Origin of the sequence: Brachybacterium nesterenkovii (genome assembly GCF_900163655.1) — a bacterium.
GTDB lineage: Bacteria > Actinomycetota > Actinomycetes > Actinomycetales > Dermabacteraceae > Brachybacterium > Brachybacterium nesterenkovii.
The window spans coordinates 20175-38971 of record NZ_FWFG01000014.1 but is presented as its reverse complement, the minus strand read 5'-3'; the positions used below and the strand labels follow the sequence as shown (position 1 = coordinate 38971).

The window sequence follows — 18797 nt, the reverse complement described above, 5'->3', positions numbered from 1 at the left end:
AGCCCTGCGGTGCCGTGGCAGTAGCGCGGAGGGCGCGTTGTGCGGACCGGAAGCCGCCGGGGCCGACGGCCCTCTCGCAGGTCGCCTCCTCCCGCGGATCTCCTCCTTCCGTAGGGTCTCGGATGTCAGGGTCGCGTGATCGAATGAGACCGACCGCGCGCTCCGCGGTCGCTCCGCCCCTCGTCGGCGCTCAGCGCCGACGGCATCGTGCCCGAAGGTCCTCATGCGCCGCCTCGCGAACCTCAGCCTCGCCAACCGCTCCTTCATCGCCCTCGTCTGCATCGTGGTGGCGCTCATCGGCGCCCTGTCGATGAAGACCCTGCGCCAGGAGCTCATCCCGTCGATCTCGCTGCCGCAGATCCAGATCGTGACCGCCGAGCCCGGGGCCTCGAGCGAGCAGGTCTCCTCGCGCCTGTCCGGGCCGATCGAGCAAGCCGTGCGCGGCCTCGAGAACGTCGAGTCGACGTCCTCGGACTCGCAGCCCGGCGTCTCGATGGTCACGGTCGAGCTCGCCTACGGCACGGACACTGCGCGCAGCGCCAACCAGGTCGACGCCGCGCTCTCCCGCATCGACGACCAGCTGCCTGAGGACGCGGATCCGCAGGTCATCGCGGGCGGCAGCGGGGACATCCCCGCGGTGGTCCTGTCCGTCTCCTCCGATGAGGAGCCCGCGGTCCTCGCCCAGCGCCTGAACTCCGACGTGATCCCCGAGCTCGAGCGCGTCGACGGCGTCGCCTCCGTCATGCTGGCGGGCGCTCCCACCGACATCGTCCGCATCACGCCGGATGCGCAGAAGCTCGCCGACGCGGGCCTCGCCGAGTCCGACATCACCGCCGCGATCGACGCGTCCGGGCTGTCCGTGCCCGGCGGCACCGTCACCGACGGCGGCCGCTCCCTCGACGTCACGGTCGGGCAGCGGATCGCGTCGGTCGACGACCTCGCGGCCATCGTGGTCATGCCGTCATCGGGCACCGCCCAGGATGGGGCGACGGGCGACGGGGCGACGGGCGACGGGGAGGGCGGTGCGGACGCGCAGCAGGCCGACGCCCAGGGCGCGGCCCCGAACGCCCCCGTCGAGGACGTCGTGACCCTCGGCCAGGTCGCCACGGTCGAACGCACCCAGCAGGAGGCCACGTCGATCTCCCGCACCAACGGCCGCGAATCGCTCGTGCTGGTCGTGACCGCGACCGCCGACGGCAACGTCGTGGACGTCTCCCGCGGCGTCGAGTCCTCCCTCGACAAGACCCTGCCCGGCGTGGGCGGGAACGCCGAGAGCGACGTCGTGTTCGACCAGGCGCCGTTCATCAAGAAGTCCATCGTGTCGCTCGCCGAGGAGGGCCTGCTGGGCCTGCTCTTCGCGATCGGCGTGATCCTGCTGTTCCTGCGGGCCCTGCGCCCCACGATCGTCACCGCGATCTCGATCCCGCTGTCGCTGCTCATGGCGTTCATCGGGATGCTCGTGGCGGGCTACACCCTCAACATGCTCACCCTCGCGGCCCTGACCATCTCCATCGGCCGCGTGGTCGACGACTCGATCGTGGTGATCGAGAACATCACCCGCCACCTGTCCTACGGCAAGGCCCGGACCCGGGCGATCATCGACGCCGTCGGCGAGGTCGCCGGCGCCGTCACCAGCTCCACCCTCGCCACGGTGGTCGTGTTCCTGCCCATCGCGATCGTCTCCGGGATGACCGGCGAGCTGTTCCGGCCGTTCTCCCTGACCGTCGCGATCGCGATGCTCTCCTCGCTGCTCGTGTCGCTCACGATCGTGCCCGTCCTCGCGTACTGGTTCCTGCGCTCCCCGCGCCCGGCCGCGGGTACGGCCGCTGCGGGGACGACCGCCGCGGAGGCGGAGATCCGGGCGGCGGCGGAGGAGAAGGAGCACGATTCCCGCCTCCACCGCGCCTACACCCCCGTGCTCACCTGGGCGCTCGGTCACCGCCTGGCGACCCTGGGACTCGCGGCTCTCGTCCTGGTGGGCACCGCGTTCCTCGCACCCCTGCTGAAGATCAACCTGCTGGGCGACTCCGGGCAGAACCTCGCCTCGTTCACCCAGACGCTCCCGGCGGGCACGAGCCTCGAGGACACGTCGTCCAAGGCCGCCGAGGCCGAGGAGTCCCTCGTGGAGATCGAGGGCGTCCAGACCGTCCAGACCACCATCGGCGCCTCGTCGTTCGGCCCCGCCATGGGCGGCGGCGCCAGCAACGAGATCAGCTACTCGATCACCACCGACCCCGAGGCCGATCAGGAGCAGGTCCGCACCGACATCCTCGACACCCTCGAGACCCTGCCCGACCCCGGCGACGTCGAGGAGCAGGCCACCGAGGGCATGGGCGGCTCCTCCACCGTCGACATCCTCGTCACCGGGCCGACGGCCGAGGCCCGCCAGCAGGCGAACGACGCGATCCTCGCGCAGCTCGGGGATGCGCCGGAGGGTGTCGAGAAGGTGTCCTCCGACCTCGAGGCCGACCAGCCCACCGCCGTCATCACCGTGGACCGCGGCAAGGCCGCGCAGCGGGGGCTGACCGAGCAGGCCGTCGTCGGCCTCGTCGCCCAGCAGCTGCGACCGAGCTCCATCGGCACCGTGCAGCTCGACGGGCAGGACCTCAGCATCTACCTGGGATCGGCCGCACCCGTCACGACGTACCAGCAGTTGCAGGCCCTGACCATCGCCGGGATGCCCCTGACCGACGTCGCGAGCGTCGAGGAGAAGCCCTCGCGGCCGCAGATCCGCACCCAGGACACCCGGGAGACCGTCACCATCGCCCTGACCCCGGCAGGGGAGTCCACGCGCGAGGCGTCGCAGGCCGCGCAGGCCGCGATCGACGCCGTCGACCTGCCCGACGGGGCGAGCGCGAGCATCGGCGGCGCCGCGGCCGAGATCGACGAGACCTTCGGGCAGCTGGGCCTGGCGATGCTCGCCGCGGTCCTGCTCACCTACGTGCTGCTCGTGTGGATCTTCAAGTCCCTCATCCAGCCGCTCGTGCTACTCGTGTCGATCCCCTTCGCGGCGACCGGCGCCCTCGGCCTGCTGGTCCTGACCCGGGTGCCGCTCGGGCTGCCGTCGATGATCGGCCTGCTCATGCTCGTGGGCATCGTCGTGACCAACGCGATCGTGCTCATCGACCTGGTCAACCAGTACCGGAGGGCTGGCATGGGGCTCGACGAGGCCCTCGTCCGGGGCGCCACCACCCGACTGCGGCCCATCCTCATGACGGCCGCCGCGACGATCTTCGCGCTGCTGCCCATGGCGTTCGGCCTCACCGGCGAGGGCGGCTTCATCTCCCAGCCCCTCGCTGTGGTCGTGATCGGCGGCCTCGTCTCCTCGACCCTGCTGACCCTCGTGATCGTGCCGGTGCTCTACCGGATGACGGAGGCCCGCGGGGAGCGCCGCCGCCTGCGCGAGGCCGCGGCGGAGGCGGAGACCGAGCAGGTCCAGGCCCCGGAGAGCGCCGATCCCGAGGGGGCGAGCGAGGAGCCCTCGGCGAGCGCCGACGCCCCTGCTGCTCCGGTGCGCGGACGGCGTCGGGCGAGCGCGAAGGCGCAGTTCCGGCCGCATCTGCCGTTCCGCCGCTGACCCGCACGGATCCGGCCTGGGAACCGCGCCCTCGGCGCCGCCTGAGAGCATGGGGCGATGATGAGCGCGCGATCCGGCACCGAGAACACCCACCGCGCCCCCGCTCCCGCGCCGCCGCGGGCCCTGCGGATCCTGATCCCGGCACTGCTCGTGCTGGTGTGGATCACGATCGCGGGACTCGGCGGCCCGGCGTTCGGGCGCATCAGCGACGTCGCCACCAACGACCGCTCGTCCTTCCTGCCCGCCTCGGCCGAGTCCACCCAGGTGCAGGACCGCCTCGACGCCTTCCTCGGCTCCGACGCGATCCCCGCGATCGTCGTCGCCGAGCGCGACGGCGGCCTGACCCCCGACGACCTCGCCGCCCTGCAGGCGCTCGCCGACGACGCGCCCGCGGCCATCGGCGACGCGGCCGGAAGCGACGCGGACGGGATCGAGGTCTCGCCCCCGATCCCCTCCGAGGACGGCGAGGCCGCCCAGGTGGTCGTCGCCATCCCCTCGGACGCCGACGTCGAGACCGCCGTCGAGGCGCTCGAGGCATCCGCCGCTGAGGACCTGCCCGACGGCCTCGGCTCCTGGGTCACCGGCCCGGCCGGCTTCACCGCCGACCTCTCCGCCGCGTTCGGCGGCATCGACGGCGTGCTGCTGCTGGTCGCGCTGGCCGTCGTGCTCGTGATCCTCGTGGCCGTCTACCGCTCGCCCCTGCTGCCACTGCTCGTGCTGCTGTCGTCGATGACGGCCCTGTGCGCCGCCGTGCTGGTCAACGTCGCTCTCGCGCAGGCCGGGATCGTCACGATCAACGGCCAGATCCAGGGGATCCTGTTCATCCTCGTCATCGGCGCCGCGACCGATTACTCCCTGCTGTACATCGCCCGCTACCGCGAGGAGCTGCGCGACCATCCGACCGCATGGGGCGCGACGCTGGCCGCGCTGCGCGGCACGGTCGAGCCGATCGTCGCCTCCGGCGGCACCGTGATCGTCGGACTGCTGTGCCTCATGCTGTCCGACCTCGTCTCGAACTCGGCGCTCGGACCCGTGGCCTCCGTCGGCATCGTCGCGGCGATGCTCACCTCGCTCACGTTCCTGCCGGCCATGCTCGCGCTCGTCGGCCGCCGCGTGTTCTGGCCGCGCACCCCGCAGCCGGGCTCGGCCCATCCCGTCGTGACGGGCCCCGACGCGCGCGGCGTGTGGGCCGGCATCGGCCGCCGCATCGCCGCCGCGCCCGGGCGCATCGCGGCCATCGTCGGAGTGCTGCTGGCCGTCGGCTGCCTGGGCCTCACGCAGCTCAACGCCAGCGGCGTCCCCACCAGCGAGTTCGTGCTCGGGCAGAGCCAGGCGCGCGACGGCCAGGAGGTGCTCGATGCGCACTTCGCCGGCGGCACCGGGACTCCCACCTACGTGATCGCCCCCGAGGACAGCCTGCCCGCGATCGCCGCGGCGGTGAGCGGGGTCGACGGCGTCGATTCCCTCGCACTGGCCTCTCAGGACTCGCCGTCGGGCACCGTCCCCGTCGACGAGAACGGTGCCCTCGCCGCCCAGGGGCCCTTCGCCGGGGCCGCGCCCACGGTCTCCGAGGGCGATGTGCTGCTCGAGGCCACTCTCGGAGCGGCCGCGGACTCCGCCGAGGCGGAGGACACGGTGCGGGACATCCGCACCGCCCTCGACGGCGCCGGCGGGGCCGAGGACGCGATCGTCGGCGGCACCACCGCGACGGACCTCGACACGAACGACACCGCGGAGCGGGACCGCGGCGTGATCATCCCCGTCGTCCTCGTGGCGATCACGATCATGCTCGCCCTGCTGCTGCGCTCCCTCGTGGCCCCGCTCGTGCTGCTGGCCACGACGGTGCTGAGCTTCGGCACCGCACTGGGGATCTCGGCCGTGATCTTCCGCCTGATCGGCCAGGACGCCTCGGACCCGACGGTGCCGCTGTATGGGTTCGTGTTCCTCGTGGCGCTCGGGATCGACTACAACATCTTCCTCATGACGCGCGTGCGCGAGGAGTCGCTGGTCCACGGCACGCGCGAGGGCACGCTGCGGGGGCTGGGCCTGACCGGCGGGGTCATCACGAGCGCGGGCGTGGTGCTCGCGGCGACCTTCGCGGCGCTCGTGGTGCTGCCGATCCAGTTCCTGCTGCAGCTGGCGATCATCGTGGCGCTCGGCGTGCTGCTGGATGCGCTGGTGGTGCGCACGTTCCTGGTGCCGGCGCTGGCGATCCTCATCGGCGACCGGATCTGGTGGCCCGCGAAGGTGCCGCGCGCCTGACGCCGGTGCGCCCCGGATTCCGGGGTGATTGCGGGTCGCCGGGGCGCGGTCCGCCCTCCCAGTCTTCCTCAAGGCTTGGTAAATTCCTCGGCATGACGTCGCCCGGCTCCGCCTCCCCCGAGAGGGAGCGGACCGGACGCATCGCCGAGGCGCCGGCCGAGGTCGAGCTCCTGCCCGCCGAGGCCCCGTTCATGCCCGGGCTGTCCGTGCCGCCGACCCTCGATGACCTGCGCGCGGCCCTGCGCCCGCCGGCGCTGCCGCTGCCGCACCCCACCACCGTGCTGGGGGCGGCGCACCGCATCCTCGACCTCTCCGAGCAGGGCCGCCACCGCGAGGCACGCGTCCTGTCCCGCGTCTTCGCCCATGAGCCCGCCCCGATGGCCGAGCGCATCGAGCTGCTGCGAGCCTCCGCGCTCGCCCGGCGGGCCGAGGGGCGCGATGAGGAGGCCGAGCAGATCCTGCGGGAGATGGTCTCCCTCATCGACGGCGCCGGGTACCGCGAGCACGCGAAGGCGGCGATGCTCGAGCTGGGGCTCATGACCGCCCCCGCGCCCGGCGACGACGACGGAGGCGCATTCGCCCCGTCCTCTCCTACCGCCCCGTCGCGTCCCGCCCGCGGGCGCCGCCGCAAGGACCCCCTCGCGCAGGTGACCGAGGACGACGTCGACGAGGCCGTCCTGGCCGTCGTCCAGGGGCTGTCGCGCCCGATCCCTCCCGTCCGCGCCCACCTCGACGAGAGCGCGCTCGAGGCCGAGGAGTGGCGGATGATGACCGCCCTCGAGGCCTACCCGGAGGCCGCGTCCCTGATCCTCGGCGACCCCGACCCCCTGCTGCGGCTGCGCCTGGCGGAGGTGCTGGTGCGCCGGGGCAGGACCGATGAGGCGGTCTTCCAGGCGCGGACGGTGCTCGAGGAGCTCGCCGAGCGGGAGGGCCGCCGCGGGACGGTCGATGTCGAGCGCTCCGGGACGAGCGCCCACACCATCCTCGCCGAGGCCCTGCGCGACAGCGCCCCCGCTCTCGCCGCGTCCCATGCGGTCGTCGCGCTGATCGCCATGCAGGACGTCGACCGGCCCCTGCCGCGCATCGACCTCATCTGCGAGCTCGTCGAGGACCTGCACCGGGCGGGCCTGCGCCGCGAGACCGCGTTCGCGGCCCGGCGCCTCCTGTCCCTGCTGCGCACCCTGCCCGATCCCTCCGACCGCGTCCGCGCCCTGCGCGTCGTCGCGGCCGAGCGCATCCACGCCGGCCGCCCGGAGGAGGCGATCGATCTCCTCGCCGAGGCCCGGCGCATCGCCCGCGCCGACCGCGACCACCGGGCCCTGCTGAGCATCGACCGCCTGAGCGCGGAGGGCCTGCGCCTGGCGGGACGCCCCGCCGAGGCCATCGCCGCCCTGCGCCGGGCGGCCACCGACGCGCGCTGGCTCGCGGACGACCTCGGGGCCACCAGGGCCGACCGCGAGCGCTTCCAGCGCATCGAGCTGAGCGTCCGTGGCGATGTCGTGCGTCTGGCACTCGACGTGGGACTGCACGACGAGGCGCAGGGCGAGGCGCAGGGGATCCTCGTGCGGCTCGACCGCATCTCGGGGCGCCCCGTGCTCCCGGCCTCCGAGCTGTGGGACCACGAGGTCGACGCCCGCATCGGGCAGATGCTGGCGGCCGACCTCGCCGCCGCGGCCCGGCTCGACGGCGAGCGGGCCGACAAGGAGGCGCGCGAGGAGCACGCGCGTCTCCGCGACGAGGCCCGCCGCGTGATCGCCGCGGCCCCCGAGGGCGCTCAGGAGCGCAGGGGCTTCTGGGAGGTCTATCTGGCCGACCGCGAGGCGGAGATGCTCGACCGCCTGGGCCTGGGCATGGCCGCGCTGGTGGCAGCGCGCACCGCTCTGGCGGGATGGGAGGCGCGCGGCGAGGCCGAGCATGCCGCGCGCGTCGTAGAGCTCGTCGCCCGCCTCGAGCACGCGGGCTGAGCGCGATGACGGGCCGCACCGGCGATCCGGTGCGGCCCGTCGTCCGCCGAGGGCGGCGCGCCCGAGAGTCGGTTCGCCTCAGGGCAGTGGGTGGTGCGGGCGGTGGGCGGTGAGCCTCTCAGGCGGCGCTGGCGGCCGCGGAGCCCGCGGCCGATGCGGAGGCGGCGCGGCTGCGGCGCGCGGTGGAGCGGCGGCCGAGGATCGCGTGGTCGAGGGAGAGTCGACCGGCACCGGCGGCGGCGAGGGCGAGGCTGCCAGCGCCGAGCGCGCCGACGAGCTCCCAGCCGCCGCCGTCGACGAAGACGCCGCTGCCGAGGTGGGCGATGAGGGCGGCGACCAGCATGTTCCCGGCGAGCAGGAGGCCGACGAGCGGGGTGGCGGCGCCGAGAATCAGCAGGGCGCCGCCGATGAGCTCGAGGCCCGCGACGAACGGCGCGGAGATCTGCGGCATGGGGACGCCCATCCCGGCGAAGGCCTCGGTGGTGCCGGCGATCGTCCATGCGGTGAGCTTCTGCCAGCCGTGGGCGATGAAGATCGTGCCCAGGACGATGCGGGCGGCGAGCAGGCCGAGGTCGCGGAGCGTGCTGGCGGTGCGGGCGGCGGCGTGGGCCATGGGAAGTCCTCCGGTGATGGGGTGCAGTGCGCGGTGCGCGGTGCGCGGTGCGCGGTGCCGCTGGGGTGACGGCGGGCGTCGTGCGGCGGGTCGTGCTCGGGCCCCCGACGATAGGAGAAACTTCAATCACGCCTCAACCCTGCGTCCCGGGGAGTGTGAGCGGTCGCACGGACGCGGCGTGGGGTCGTCCTGGTGCGGGGTCGCCTCGGTGCGGTGCTGCCGTGGTGCGGGGTCGTCCTGGTGCGAACCGTCGTGGATCGGGGTGGACAGCGTCGCGGGTGCGGCTCCCGGCTCGTCCGTCAGGGGGAGCGCCTACGGTGGCGCTATGAACGCCATCGACATCCTCATCGACCTCGCCGATCGCCCCCGGCAGTCCGTCGCGCACATCGCCGAGCGCCTGACCCCGGAGGTGCTGAACCTCCACCCCCTCGGCCACGACAACTCGATCGCCTGGCTCCTGTGGCATGCCGCCCGGGAGGCGGACGTGCAGCTCAGCATGCTGAGCGGCGAGGAGGAGGTCTGGACGGCCCAGGGCTTCCGCGACCGCCTGGACCTGGGGGAGGTGGGCGATGGTGTCGGCTACGGGCATGCGCCCGAGCAGGCCCGGTCCATCCGGGTCGAGGACCCGGCGGCGCTCGTCGAGCTTCTCGGCGCCGTCACCGACGCGATGATCGCCTACCTCCGCACTCTCGCGGAGGATGATCTCGGCGAGATCATCGACGAGGCCTGGGATCCGCCGGTCACCCGCGGCCAGCGCCTGGTGAGCATCGTCGACGACGCCGCCCAGCACATCGGGCAGGCGGCGTACGTCCTCGGGATGGACCTCGACGCTCAGGAGTGACTGCGGCGCTCAGAAGTGGCTGCGGCGCTCAGAGCAGCTGCGCCTCGATGCCCTCGAGGTAGGCCGCGCCGATCGCCGTGAGCTCGAAGTCCTGGCGCTTGGCGCCCGTGCGCGCGACGTCCACCTTCTCGATGCGCAGCGCGCCGGTCTCGGCCAGGCGGCGGAGGGTGCGGTAGAGGCCGCGCTCGGTGATCGACCAGCCCGTGGCCTCGGTGAACAGCGGGGCGATCGCGGAGGCGGGCAGGGGGCCGCGGTCCCGGATGATCCGCAGCAGCGCGAGCGTGGTGGCCGCCTTCTTGTAGACCTCGGTCCAGCTGCGGACCAGTTCGTCGACCCACTCCGTGTCCGTGTCCGACAGGGCGTGGTCCTTGCCCGTCTTCGCGGGGTGTCGGGCGTCGTCGCCCGGGAGGGTGCCACTCGTGCCCGGGGATCCGTCGCGCGCGCCGGGGTGCCCGGTCACGCCCGTGTCCCCTCGAACCCGCGGTCCATGATGGCGCCGAAGCCGTGGATGAGCAGGCCGGGTGCCCAGAGGCCGCCCATCGCGAGCGCCGCCCCCATCCAGCCGGCGTCGAGGGCGCGGCCGCCATCGCCGACGATCGCGGGCGATCCGAGGGCGAGCAGGACGTAGGCGTGCAGCAGGTAGCCGCCGACCACGGCGACGTACGTCAGCGCGTGGGCGACCAGACGCCCGTAGCGGACCCGCGAGAGCCCGTGGCCCATGCGGATCGCGTACGCCGCGTAGGCGAGGCCGATGATCCCTGTGCCGATCGCCGCGGCCCATCCGATGCGGTTGCCGGTCAGGGCGATCGCAGCGTGGAGCACGGCCCCGGAAACGAGCAGCCAGAGGAGGTAGGGGAGGAGGCTCGCGTGAGCCCGGGTGAGTCCACTGGTCGGGACGGTCGAGGCTGTCGTGCTGGTCATGGCGTTCCCCCTCGGAAGATACCTGTGGTACTGTACCAGAGGTTCACTGATGTGATACCGGCACTGTACCTCTTGTGCACTCCGTCATGTCAAGAGGTCGGGCCCCTGCAGGCTGTCGGTGCTGCACCGAGGGGTTCGGGGCTACACTCGTGTCATGCCGACGAGACTCCCGCGTCACATGATCACCGAGACCGAGCAGGTGAGCGCCGCCCTCAATGCCGGTCAGCGCCGATGGCCCGAGCTCTCCCGCGGCAAGGTGGCCGCGCGTCTGCTCGAGGAGATCGGCCGCGAGCGAGCCGCCGAGGATGAGCGTGCGGCCCTCGCGGCGCGCCGCCGACGCCGACTGCGCCGTCCGGATGCCGCTGTCGCGGCCTGGTTCCCCGTCGGAGCTCACGAACGGCTGCGCGAGGATTGGCCGGAGTGACGGCGCCGACAGACCTCGCTGTGCTCGATGCGAGCATCGTCATCGCCGCGCAGAACCCGGCCGAGCCGTTGCATGATCGCGTGCTGTCGCTCCTCGACGAGGCCGCCGGGCTCCCGTGGATCCTGCACCCGCTCACGCACACAGAGCTGCTGGTGCTGCCGGCCCGGGCGGGTGGAGCCGACGCCGTCGCCCGGTATCAGGGGCTGCTGACCGAGCTCGGCATCGAGGCGGCGGAACCGGACGGTCCCGCGGACCTGCACCGGCGCGAGGCGCGCGTCGAGCTCGCCGAGCTCCGTGCCCGCACCGGCCTCAAGCTCCCGGACGCGGCCGTGCTCCACCTCGCCGTCGGGACGGGCGCGCTGCTGCTGACCCTGGATGAGCGCCTGGCTCGGGCCGCGCGAGACGAGGGGGTCGAGGTGCTCGGGTTCTGACCAGCGTCGGTCCCGCAACCGACGCACCTGTCGGGTTCGAGTCCGGCGCGCCCATCGGGCTCGAATCCGTCGCGCCTGTCGGGCCACCCTGGCGCCGCCCGTCGGACTGACCCCGGCGTCGGCCGTCGGCGGCCCGATCCTGCGAGCTCGTTCGTCGGACCCCCTCCCTAGACTGAGACGGTGACCTCCACCGAAGCCCTCGAACCCGGACCCGATCGCGGCCTCGAGCGCACGCCGCCGCAGGATCTCAACGCTGAGCGCGGCGTGCTGGGCGGCATGATGCTGTCCAAGGACGCCATCGCGGACGTCGTCGAGCAGGTGGTGGCATCGGACTTCTACCGGCCCGCCCACGAGCTCATCTACGAGGCGATCATCGACCTCTACGGGCGCGGCGAGCCCGCGGACCTCGTGACGGTCTCGGACGAGCTCACCAAGCGCGGCGAGCTGCAGCGTGTGGGCGGCGGCGCCTATCTCGCGGACCTCATCGACATGGTCCCGACCGCCGCCAACGCGGGCTACTACGCGGAGATCGTCGCCGAGCGCGCGACCCTGCGTCGGCTCGTCGAGGCCGGCACCCGCATCGTCCAGCTCGGCTACGCGGCCGACGGCGGCGAGGTCGAGGAGGCCATCAACGAGGCCCAGGCGCAGGTGTACGCCGTCACCGAGCGCAACCAGTCCGAGGACTTCGTGCCGCTGGGCGAGGTCATCCTGCCCACTGTGGACGTCATCGAGGCCACGCAGGGCCGCGGCGGACGGGTCACCGGCATCCCCACCGGCTTCGCCGAGTTCGACGAGCTCACGCAGGGCCTCCATCCCGGGCAGATGATCATCTTCGCCGGGCGCCCCGCCATGGGCAAGACGACCCTGGGCATGGACGTGCTGCGCTCCGCCGCGATCCACAACAACCAGACTGCCTGCATCTTCTCCCTCGAGATGGACAAGACCGAGATCACCATGCGCCTGCTCTCGGCCGAGTCGCAGGTGCCCATGAACCGCATGCGCGACGGCTCCATGGACGACCGCGACTGGCAGGCGCTCGCGCGGGCCATGTCCCGCATCTCCAACGCGCCGCTGTTCATGGACGACAGCGCGAACATGTCGCTCATGGAGATCCGCGCCAAGTGCCGGCGCCTCAAGCAGAAGCACGACCTCAAGGTGGTCGTCATCGACTACCTGCAGCTCATGAGCTCGGGCAAGCGCGTCGAGTCCCGTCAGCAGGAGGTCTCGGAGTTCTCCCGTGCGCTCAAGCTGCTGGCCAAGGAGCTCGAGGTGCCCGTCATCGCGATCTCGCAGCTGAACCGCGGCAACGAGCAGCGCCAGGACAAGAAGCCCATGATGAGCGACCTGCGCGAGTCCGGCTCGATCGAGCAGGACGCGGACCTCATCGTCCTGATCCACCGCGAGGACTACTACGAGAAGGAATCCCCGCGCGCCGGCGAGGCGGACCTCATCGTCGCCAAGCACCGCAACGGCGCCACCAAGACCATCCCCGTCGCGTTCGAGGGCCGCTACTCGCGGTTCAAGGACATGGCCGGGGGCGGGGGATACGCGGCGTAGGGCCCGGGCGGATGGCGTGAGGCCGGGCTGGCGGCGTGAAGCCCGGGCTGGTGACGGGGCGGTCTGAGATAGCGTCGGCCTCGACGACGATGAGAGGTGCCCCATGAAGCTCGAGCTCGGCCGGGATCTGACCACGACGCGCGACCACTGGTGGTGGCGTCCGGGGTGGCGCGAGGGACGGCGCATGGCGACCTTCCACGTCACGATGGAGCGCGCCGAGGAGATCCATGCTCTTGCCCGCGCGGTCGCGCCCGTGCTCGACACCCTCCCCGAGATCGGACCCGTGCCGCTCGAGGGACTGCACCTGACGATGAACGGCGTCGGATTCACTGACGAGGTCACGGAGGTGCAGCTCTCGGAGATCTCGCGTCGGGTGTTCGACGGGCTCGCTGACCTCCCCCACGGTCCCCTGGTGTGCGGCTCGCTGCTCGTGGAACTCGAGTCTGTGATGGTCGCCGATGCCCATGCCGTCTGGCTCGACCCGCTGTGCGCGCTGCAGCGCTCCGTGATCGACGATGTCCTGGGTCCGCGGGAGTGGGGTGAGTTCTGGCCGCACGTGACGCTCGGCTACTGCACCGGGGAGGCACCCGCCGCCGACATCGTCGATGCCCTCCTGCCGGTGCTGCCCACCGGCCCCCTCGTGGTCGAGGATCCCCTCGTGACCCTCATGGAGCTGGGCCGCGACCGGAAGGTCTACGAGTGGGAGGTCCTGCGCCAGGCGAGCATCGGGGGCTGAGCGCAGGCGTCGGGGCCGGGCATCCGATCCCACCGCGCCCGCTCCGCGCGGGACAATGGGTGTCATGGCGGAGATCTGGTCGCACATCGGGATCACAGGCGCAGGCGCCCTCGGTGTCGTCATCGCGACGACCGTGCTGTACGTCGTGCTCGTGCTGCTCATGCAGGTGTCGGGCCCGCGCCTGATGTCCAGCCCCTCGGTGCTGTCGTGGGCGCTGCTGGCGCTCGTCGGCTCCCTCACCGCCCGCGCGATGCTCGGGGACTTCCCCACCCTCGGCGGTGCCGCCGTCGCCCTGACCACCCTGCTCGCGCTCGAGACCGTGCTCGGGCGCTTCACCGCTGCGCTGCGCCGCAGCGGGCACCTCGAAGGGAGGCGCCCGAGCGTGGTCATGGTCCGCGGCGAGGCGGTCCCCGAGAACCTGCGCCGGCGCGGGATGACCGAGGCCCAGCTGCGGATCCAGCTGCGGCGCGCGGGAATCCTCCGCCTGCAGGACGCCGCGCTCGTGATCTGCGAGACCCGCGGCACCCTGACGATCGTCCATGCTGGTCAGAGCATCGACGCGGCGTTGCTCGAGGGCGTGCGCGGACGCGATCTCGTGCCCGAGGTGCTCATCAGCTGACGGGTCTCCCCGGTGAGGGCGCAGCAGGCCGGCTCCGGGCGAGTGAGCAGCGGGCCGGCCCTCGCTGGCGAGGCCCGACAGATATGGGCGTCAGAGAGCCGGTCACCCACACATATGCGGGTGACCGGCTCTCTGACGCCCATGTCTGCTGCGCAGTGGCTCGGCCACGCGGTGAGAAGCGCCGCGGGTGGGACCTCGGCTGTGAAAAGGGGCCCTGGGCGGCAGCCAGAGACGGGAATCGTCCCGGGTGGGGGACCGCAGTCCTGCCTGGAGGGACGGAAGCCGTCGCCCAGGGGCCGGGGGCCCCGTCGACCTCCTCAGGCCACCCACACCGTCTTGAGGTTGCAGAACTCCCGGATCCCGGCGGCGGCCAGCTCGCGGCCGTAGCCCGAACACTTGATCCCGCCGAACGGCAGCTCCGGGTAGGAGACGGTCATGCCGTTGACGAACACGCCCCCGGCCTCGATGCCGTCGACGAAGAACGCCTTCTCCTCGTCGTCCTGCGTCCATACGGCCGAGGAGAGCCCGAACGTGGTCTGGTTCGCGATCCGCAGCGCCTCCTCGCGGTCCGCGACCCGGTACAGCGAGGCCACCGGCCCGAAGGTCTCCTCCTGCACCAGGCGGGCATGCTCAGGGAGGTCGGCCACGACGGTCACGGGGTAGAACCAGCCGTCGCCCTCGGGGACATTGCCGCCCAGCAGGATGCTCGCCCCCGCCTGCTTCGCGTCCTCAACGAGGTCGATCAGGTCCTGGCGCCCGCCCTCGGTGGCGACCGGGCCCACGTCGGTGGACTCGTCGGCGGGGTCGCCGAGCGTCAGGGCGTCCATCGCGGCGACGAACTTCTCGGTGAAGGCGTCGTAGACGTCGGCGTGCACGATGAACCGCTTGCCCGCGATGCACGACTGCCCGTTGTTCTGCGTGCGCGCCTTCACCGCGGTGGCGACGGCGGCGTCGAGGTCGGCGCTGGGCATCACGATGAACGGGTCGGAGCCGCCCAGCTCCAGCACGGACTTCTTGATGCGGTCCCCGGCTCGCGCCGCGACCGCCTGCCCCGCGGGCTCGGAGCCGGTGAGCGTGACCGCCTTGACGCGGGGGTCGTCGATCACGGCCTCGACCTGGCGCGAGCCGATCAGCAGGGTGCGGAACGCCCCCTCGGGGAAGCCGCCGCGCGCGAACAGAGTGTCGAGGTACAGGGCGGTCTGCGGCACGTTCGAGGCGTGCTTGAGCACCCCCGTGTTCCCAGCCATCAGCGCGGGGGCGGCGAAGCGCACCACCTGCCACAGCGGGTAGTTCCACGGCATGACCGCGAGGATCACGCCGAGCGGCTGGTACCGGGAGAACGCGCTGGAGGCGTTCACGGACGAGGGGTCCTCGAGGGGCTCGTCGGCCAGGAACGACGCGGCGTTGTCGGCGTAGAACCGCAGGCCGGCCGCGCACTTGGACACCTCGGCGCGGGCCTGGCCGATGGGCTTGCCCATCTCCAGCGTGAGGATCTGCGCGACCTGCTCGTTCTCGGCGTCGAGGATGTCCGCGGTCGCATGCGCCCACTGGGCGCGCTGGGCGAACGTGGTGGCGCGCAGCTCGGCGACGGCCGCATCGGCCTGCGCGATCCTGCGCTCGACCTCGGCGTCGTCGTGCGCCTCGAAGGTCTGCACGGTCGCGCCGGTGGCGGGATTGACGGTGGCGATGGCCATGACGGGTCCTCCTGTCAGTTGAGCTGGTCGTTGACGGCGAGCGTGGCGGCGGCCGGGGCCTCCCCGCCGAGCGATCCGGTCGGCCGATCCCGATCGGACGGCTCGGCGCTGCGCTCATCGGCCTCGGGCGCGGTGCCGGTGCGGGGAGCGGCCAGCAGGAACGGCTCGAAGAAGTCCGCGAGCAGCTCAGGGCTCTCCAGCGGGAGCACGGCGGTGCAGCCCGAGGCGAGCGAGGGCCCCAGCTTCCAGGACTCCAGCATGAACGGCGTGTTCCACGGGGTGATGAGGCCCGCGACGCCCTTGGGCTTGCGGTTGACGTAGTTCATCTGCATGCCCGGCACCTTGTAGGTGTCGTCGCGCTGGGCCACGATGAGGTCCGCGAAGAAGCGGAAGTTCTCGGCCGCGCGCTGGGCCTGGCCGCGCGCCTGCGTGATCGGCAGACCCGAGTCGAAGGACTCCATCGCCGCGAGCTCGTCCTCGCGGGACTCGACGATGTCGGCGATCCGGTTGAGCACCTTCGCGCGGGCACGAGCCTTCATGCGCGGCCACGGGCCCTCGTGGAAGGCGCGGTTCGCGGCGGCGACGGCCTTGTCGATGTCGGCCTTGTCGCCCGAGGCGGCCTTCGTGTACGCCTCGTTGGTGACCGGGTCGAGCACGTCGAAGGTCTCGCCGGAGACCGACTCGACGCGCTCGCCGTCGATGTAGTGGGGGATGACGGAGGGGATGCCCTCGGGCTTGCGGCTCATGATCCTCCTTCGACGATGAAAGGGACGGCGGATGCGGCGATATCGACCGGGGACGGACTGCGGTCGCTGCGGTGGAGGTAGGCGTGCGGGGTGGCCAGGCGGTGGTGCCGGACCGCGAGCTCGATCTCGATCGCGCTCGCGCCGTCGCCGATGCGGCGCAGGATGTCCGCGTGCTCGGCGATGGAGTCGCGGGCTCGCCCGGGCACGTAGCGGAACGTCGAGGAGCGCAGGTGCGACAGGCGCTTCCAGCCGCGGTCGACGAGATCGGCCAGATGGGAGTTCGGGCAGGGGTCCGAGAGCAGGCGGTGGAACCGCTCGTTCAGCCGGGTGAACTCGACGGGATCGAAGTCCTCGAGGATCTCGCGCATGCGCTCGTTGATGCTGCGAGCGGTGGCGAGATCGCGCGGCGCGATGAACGGCGCGGCCAGGGAGACGGCGGCGCCCTCGACGATCGAGAGGGTCTCCATCGTCTCGCGGTAGGCGTGCTCGTCGATCTCGGCCACGCGAGCTCCGACGTTGCGCTCGAAGGTCACCATGCCCTCGGCCTCGAGGCGGCGGATGGCCTCGCGGACGGGAACGACGCTCGCGCCGATCTCATCGCCGACGCGGGACAGCACGAGCCGCTCCCCGGGCGCGTACTCGCCCGCGACGATGCGGTCGTGGAGCAGCGTGTAGGCGATCTGCGACTTGCTCGCGCTCTCGGTCGGCGCGCTCGCGGTGGCCGTGGAGGGGCTCATGAGCTCGCTCCCGCACTGCCGGAGGTGCCGGCGCCGGAGCGCTCGGCCTCGAAGCGGGCCTTCCACTCCGTGTTCATGGGGAACAGGCCGTCGACGGGGTGGCCCTCGTCGACCATGCGGGCGATGAACGCCTCCTGCTCCTCCTGGACCTCGGCCTCGGCCACGACCTCCTCGACGAGCGCGGGCGGGATCACGAGCACGCCGTCGCCGCCGCCGACGATGATGTCGCCGGGCTGCACGGAGGTCCCGCCGCAGGCGATGGTCTCGTCGATGCCCCACGGGACATGGAGGCGGCCGAGGACGGCGGGGTGCCCGCCCGCGTGGAAGGTGGGGATGCCGATCTCGGTGACCTCGTCGAGGTCGCGCACGCCGCCGTCGGTCACGATCCCGGCCGCGCCGAGGTGGCGGGCGCGCAGCGCGAGGATGTCCCCGAGCGTGCCGGACCGGTCCTGCTGGCGGGCGTCCATCACGAGTACGTCGCCCTCCCGCAGCGAGTCGAACAGGCGCTTCTGGGCGTTGTAGCCCCCGCCGTGGGAGCGGAAGAGGTCCTCGCGGTTGGGCACGTAGCGCAGGGTGCGGACGGTGCCGATCATCGTCGTGCCCGGCTGCGTGGAGCGCAGGCCGTCGATCGAGACGTTGTCCAGTCCCTTCTTGCGCAGCGCGCTCGAGAGCGTCGCCAGCGCCACGCGTCCCAGGCGCTCGCGCAGCTCGGGGGTGAGGACGGGGGCCTCGGGCTCGGTGAAGTCGGAGAGCGGACGCCCGGAGGCGTCGGCCCACTGCTCGGGGGTGGCTTTGGGCTGGGCGCTCACGCCGATGACGGGCTCCGTGCCGCGCACCGAGGTCGTCACGAGGCGTCCGGTCGACAGCTCGCCCGCGCTGACCTCGACCTCCACGCGCTCGCCGGGGAGGAAGGTGCTCGCGCCGGCCGGGGTGCCCGTGAGGATCACGTCGCCCTCGACCAGGGTGATGAGCTGGGAGAGGTCGGCGACGATCTCGCGCAGGGAGAACAGCTGGGTGGACGTGGAGTCCGCCTGGACCAGCTCGCCGTCCTTCCAGGTGCGGATCTCGATGTCGGCGGGGTCGATCTGCGCCGCGGGCAGGAGAGTCGGGCCGATGGGGGTGAAGCCGTCGCCGCCCTTGGAGCGGACGTTGGCGCCCTTGTCGGCCCTGCGGAAATCGAAGGCGCCCAGGTCGTTGGCGGCGGTCACGGCGGCCACGTGGCCCCAGGCGTCCTCGGGGGAGATGCGGCGGCCGCCGCGGCCGATCACGAGCGCGATCTCGCCCTCGAAGCCGAGGATCTCGGCGCCGGCGGGCAGCTCGACGACGGTGGCCGGGTCGGTCTCGCCCTCGACGGGCGCGGGGGCGGCGAGCGACGTGGCGGTCTTGAGGAAATAGCCCGGAGCCTCGGGGGTGCGCCCCTTCTGGGCGGCGCGCGCGGCGTAGCCGATGTGCATCGCGTACACGGTGCCGGGGCGGCCTCCGAGGAGGTCCCAGGCGGCGAGCGCGGTGGCGGGGGCTGCGGAGGCGGTGTCTGCGTCGACCATGCGGAGATCGTATACGATCCCGCGGTCTCGCGGGAAGGGGTGGAGTGAACGCGGTCACGACCCGCCGCGAAGATCGGGTCTTGTCGTGATCGCGGTCACCGTATTCGATCCGTCGCAACCGTATACGATCC

The 18797-nt window shown here is 72.6% G+C and carries 15 protein-coding genes and 1 pseudogene; 9 read left to right on the top strand and 7 right to left on the bottom strand.

Annotation, left to right across the window (positions count from 1 at the left end; translation table 11 throughout):
- The first annotated feature begins 223 nt into the window (after positions 1–223).
- The 3 genes from FM110_RS01730 to FM110_RS01720 all read left to right on the top strand — a co-directional run bounded on the left by FM110_RS01730 (position 224) and on the right by FM110_RS01720 (position 7803).
- On the top strand, positions 224–3577 hold the full coding sequence (locus tag FM110_RS01730) for an efflux RND transporter permease subunit (protein WP_087102071.1): 3354 nt from the start codon (positions 224–226) through the stop codon (positions 3575–3577).
- 57 nt (positions 3578–3634) lie between these two features.
- The gene (locus tag FM110_RS01725) at positions 3635–5839 is read left to right on the top strand and encodes an MMPL family transporter (protein WP_234991836.1); all 2205 of its coding nucleotides are present in this window, start codon (positions 3635–3637) and stop codon (positions 5837–5839) included.
- Between the two features lie 92 nt (positions 5840–5931).
- Entirely contained in the window at positions 5932–7803 is a 1872-nt protein-coding gene (locus tag FM110_RS01720; protein WP_087102069.1) for a hypothetical protein, read from the top strand.
- Positions 7804–7921: 118 nt separating this feature from the next.
- On the opposite strand, the gene FM110_RS01715 is transcribed toward FM110_RS01720, so the two are convergent.
- Positions 7922–8416, bottom strand: coding sequence for a DoxX family protein (locus FM110_RS01715; protein WP_087102066.1), 495 nt, complete (start codon positions 8414–8416; stop codon positions 7922–7924).
- 325 nt (positions 8417–8741) lie between these two features.
- On the opposite strand from FM110_RS01715, the gene FM110_RS01710 reads away from it, so the two are divergent.
- On the top strand, positions 8742–9257 hold the full coding sequence (locus FM110_RS01710) for a mycothiol transferase (RefSeq protein WP_087102064.1): 516 nt from the start codon (positions 8742–8744) through the stop codon (positions 9255–9257).
- A 28-nt stretch (positions 9258–9285) separates the two neighbouring features.
- Here the strand turns inward: FM110_RS01710 and FM110_RS14415 are convergent, their stop codons facing one another.
- Both FM110_RS14415 and FM110_RS14410 read right to left on the bottom strand, forming a co-directional pair.
- Positions 9286–9717 (bottom strand): helix-turn-helix transcriptional regulator, encoded by a 432-nt coding sequence (locus FM110_RS14415; RefSeq protein WP_234991835.1) that lies wholly within the window; start codon positions 9715–9717, stop codon positions 9286–9288.
- On the bottom strand, positions 9714–10178 hold the full coding sequence (locus FM110_RS14410; protein WP_087102062.1) for a hypothetical protein: 465 nt from the start codon (positions 10176–10178) through the stop codon (positions 9714–9716). Before FM110_RS14410 ends, FM110_RS14415 begins: the two co-directional genes overlap by 4 nt.
- 154 nt (positions 10179–10332) lie before the next feature.
- Between FM110_RS14410 and FM110_RS01695 the strand changes: the two genes are divergently transcribed.
- The 5 genes from FM110_RS01695 to FM110_RS01675 all read left to right on the top strand — a co-directional run bounded on the left by FM110_RS01695 (position 10333) and on the right by FM110_RS01675 (position 13945).
- Entirely contained in the window at positions 10333–10602 is a 270-nt protein-coding gene (locus FM110_RS01695; protein WP_143276204.1) for a hypothetical protein, read from the top strand.
- Positions 10599–11033 (top strand): type II toxin-antitoxin system VapC family toxin, encoded by a 435-nt coding sequence (locus FM110_RS01690; RefSeq protein ID WP_159457945.1) that lies wholly within the window; start codon positions 10599–10601, stop codon positions 11031–11033. The genes FM110_RS01695 and FM110_RS01690 overlap by 4 nt, the downstream gene beginning before the upstream one ends.
- Positions 11034–11213: 180 nt before the next feature.
- Positions 11214–12590, top strand: coding sequence for a replicative DNA helicase (dnaB, locus tag FM110_RS01685; protein WP_087102057.1), 1377 nt, complete (start codon positions 11214–11216; stop codon positions 12588–12590).
- A 103-nt stretch (positions 12591–12693) separates the two neighbouring features.
- Positions 12694–13326 (top strand): 2'-5' RNA ligase family protein, encoded by a 633-nt coding sequence (locus FM110_RS01680; protein ID WP_087102055.1) that lies wholly within the window; start codon positions 12694–12696, stop codon positions 13324–13326.
- 64 nt (positions 13327–13390) lie between these two features.
- A complete protein-coding gene (locus tag FM110_RS01675) occupies positions 13391–13945 on the top strand; it encodes a YetF domain-containing protein (RefSeq protein ID WP_087102053.1) in 555 nt (184 codons plus the stop codon).
- A 317-nt stretch (positions 13946–14262) separates the two neighbouring features.
- Here FM110_RS01675 and FM110_RS01670 read toward each other — a convergent pair whose 3' ends face one another.
- The 4 genes and pseudogenes from FM110_RS01670 to FM110_RS01655 form a co-directional block, all read right to left on the bottom strand.
- On the bottom strand, positions 14263–15639 hold the full coding sequence (locus FM110_RS01670; RefSeq protein ID WP_087102051.1) for an NADP-dependent succinic semialdehyde dehydrogenase: 1377 nt from the start codon (positions 15637–15639) through the stop codon (positions 14263–14265).
- Positions 15640–15806: 167 nt separating this feature from the next.
- Positions 15807–16385: pseudogene (locus FM110_RS01665) on the bottom strand (aldehyde dehydrogenase family protein); the annotation flags it as partial.
- The gene (locus FM110_RS01660; protein ID WP_087102048.1) at positions 16382–17122 is read right to left on the bottom strand and encodes a GntR family transcriptional regulator; all 741 of its coding nucleotides are present in this window, start codon (positions 17120–17122) and stop codon (positions 16382–16384) included. The pseudogene FM110_RS01665 and the gene FM110_RS01660, both read right to left, overlap by 4 nt.
- Positions 17119–18666, bottom strand: coding sequence for a fumarylacetoacetate hydrolase family protein (locus FM110_RS01655; protein WP_087102046.1), 1548 nt, complete (start codon positions 18664–18666; stop codon positions 17119–17121). The genes FM110_RS01660 and FM110_RS01655 overlap by 4 nt, the downstream gene beginning before the upstream one ends.
- Positions 18667–18797: the final 131 nt, after the last annotated feature.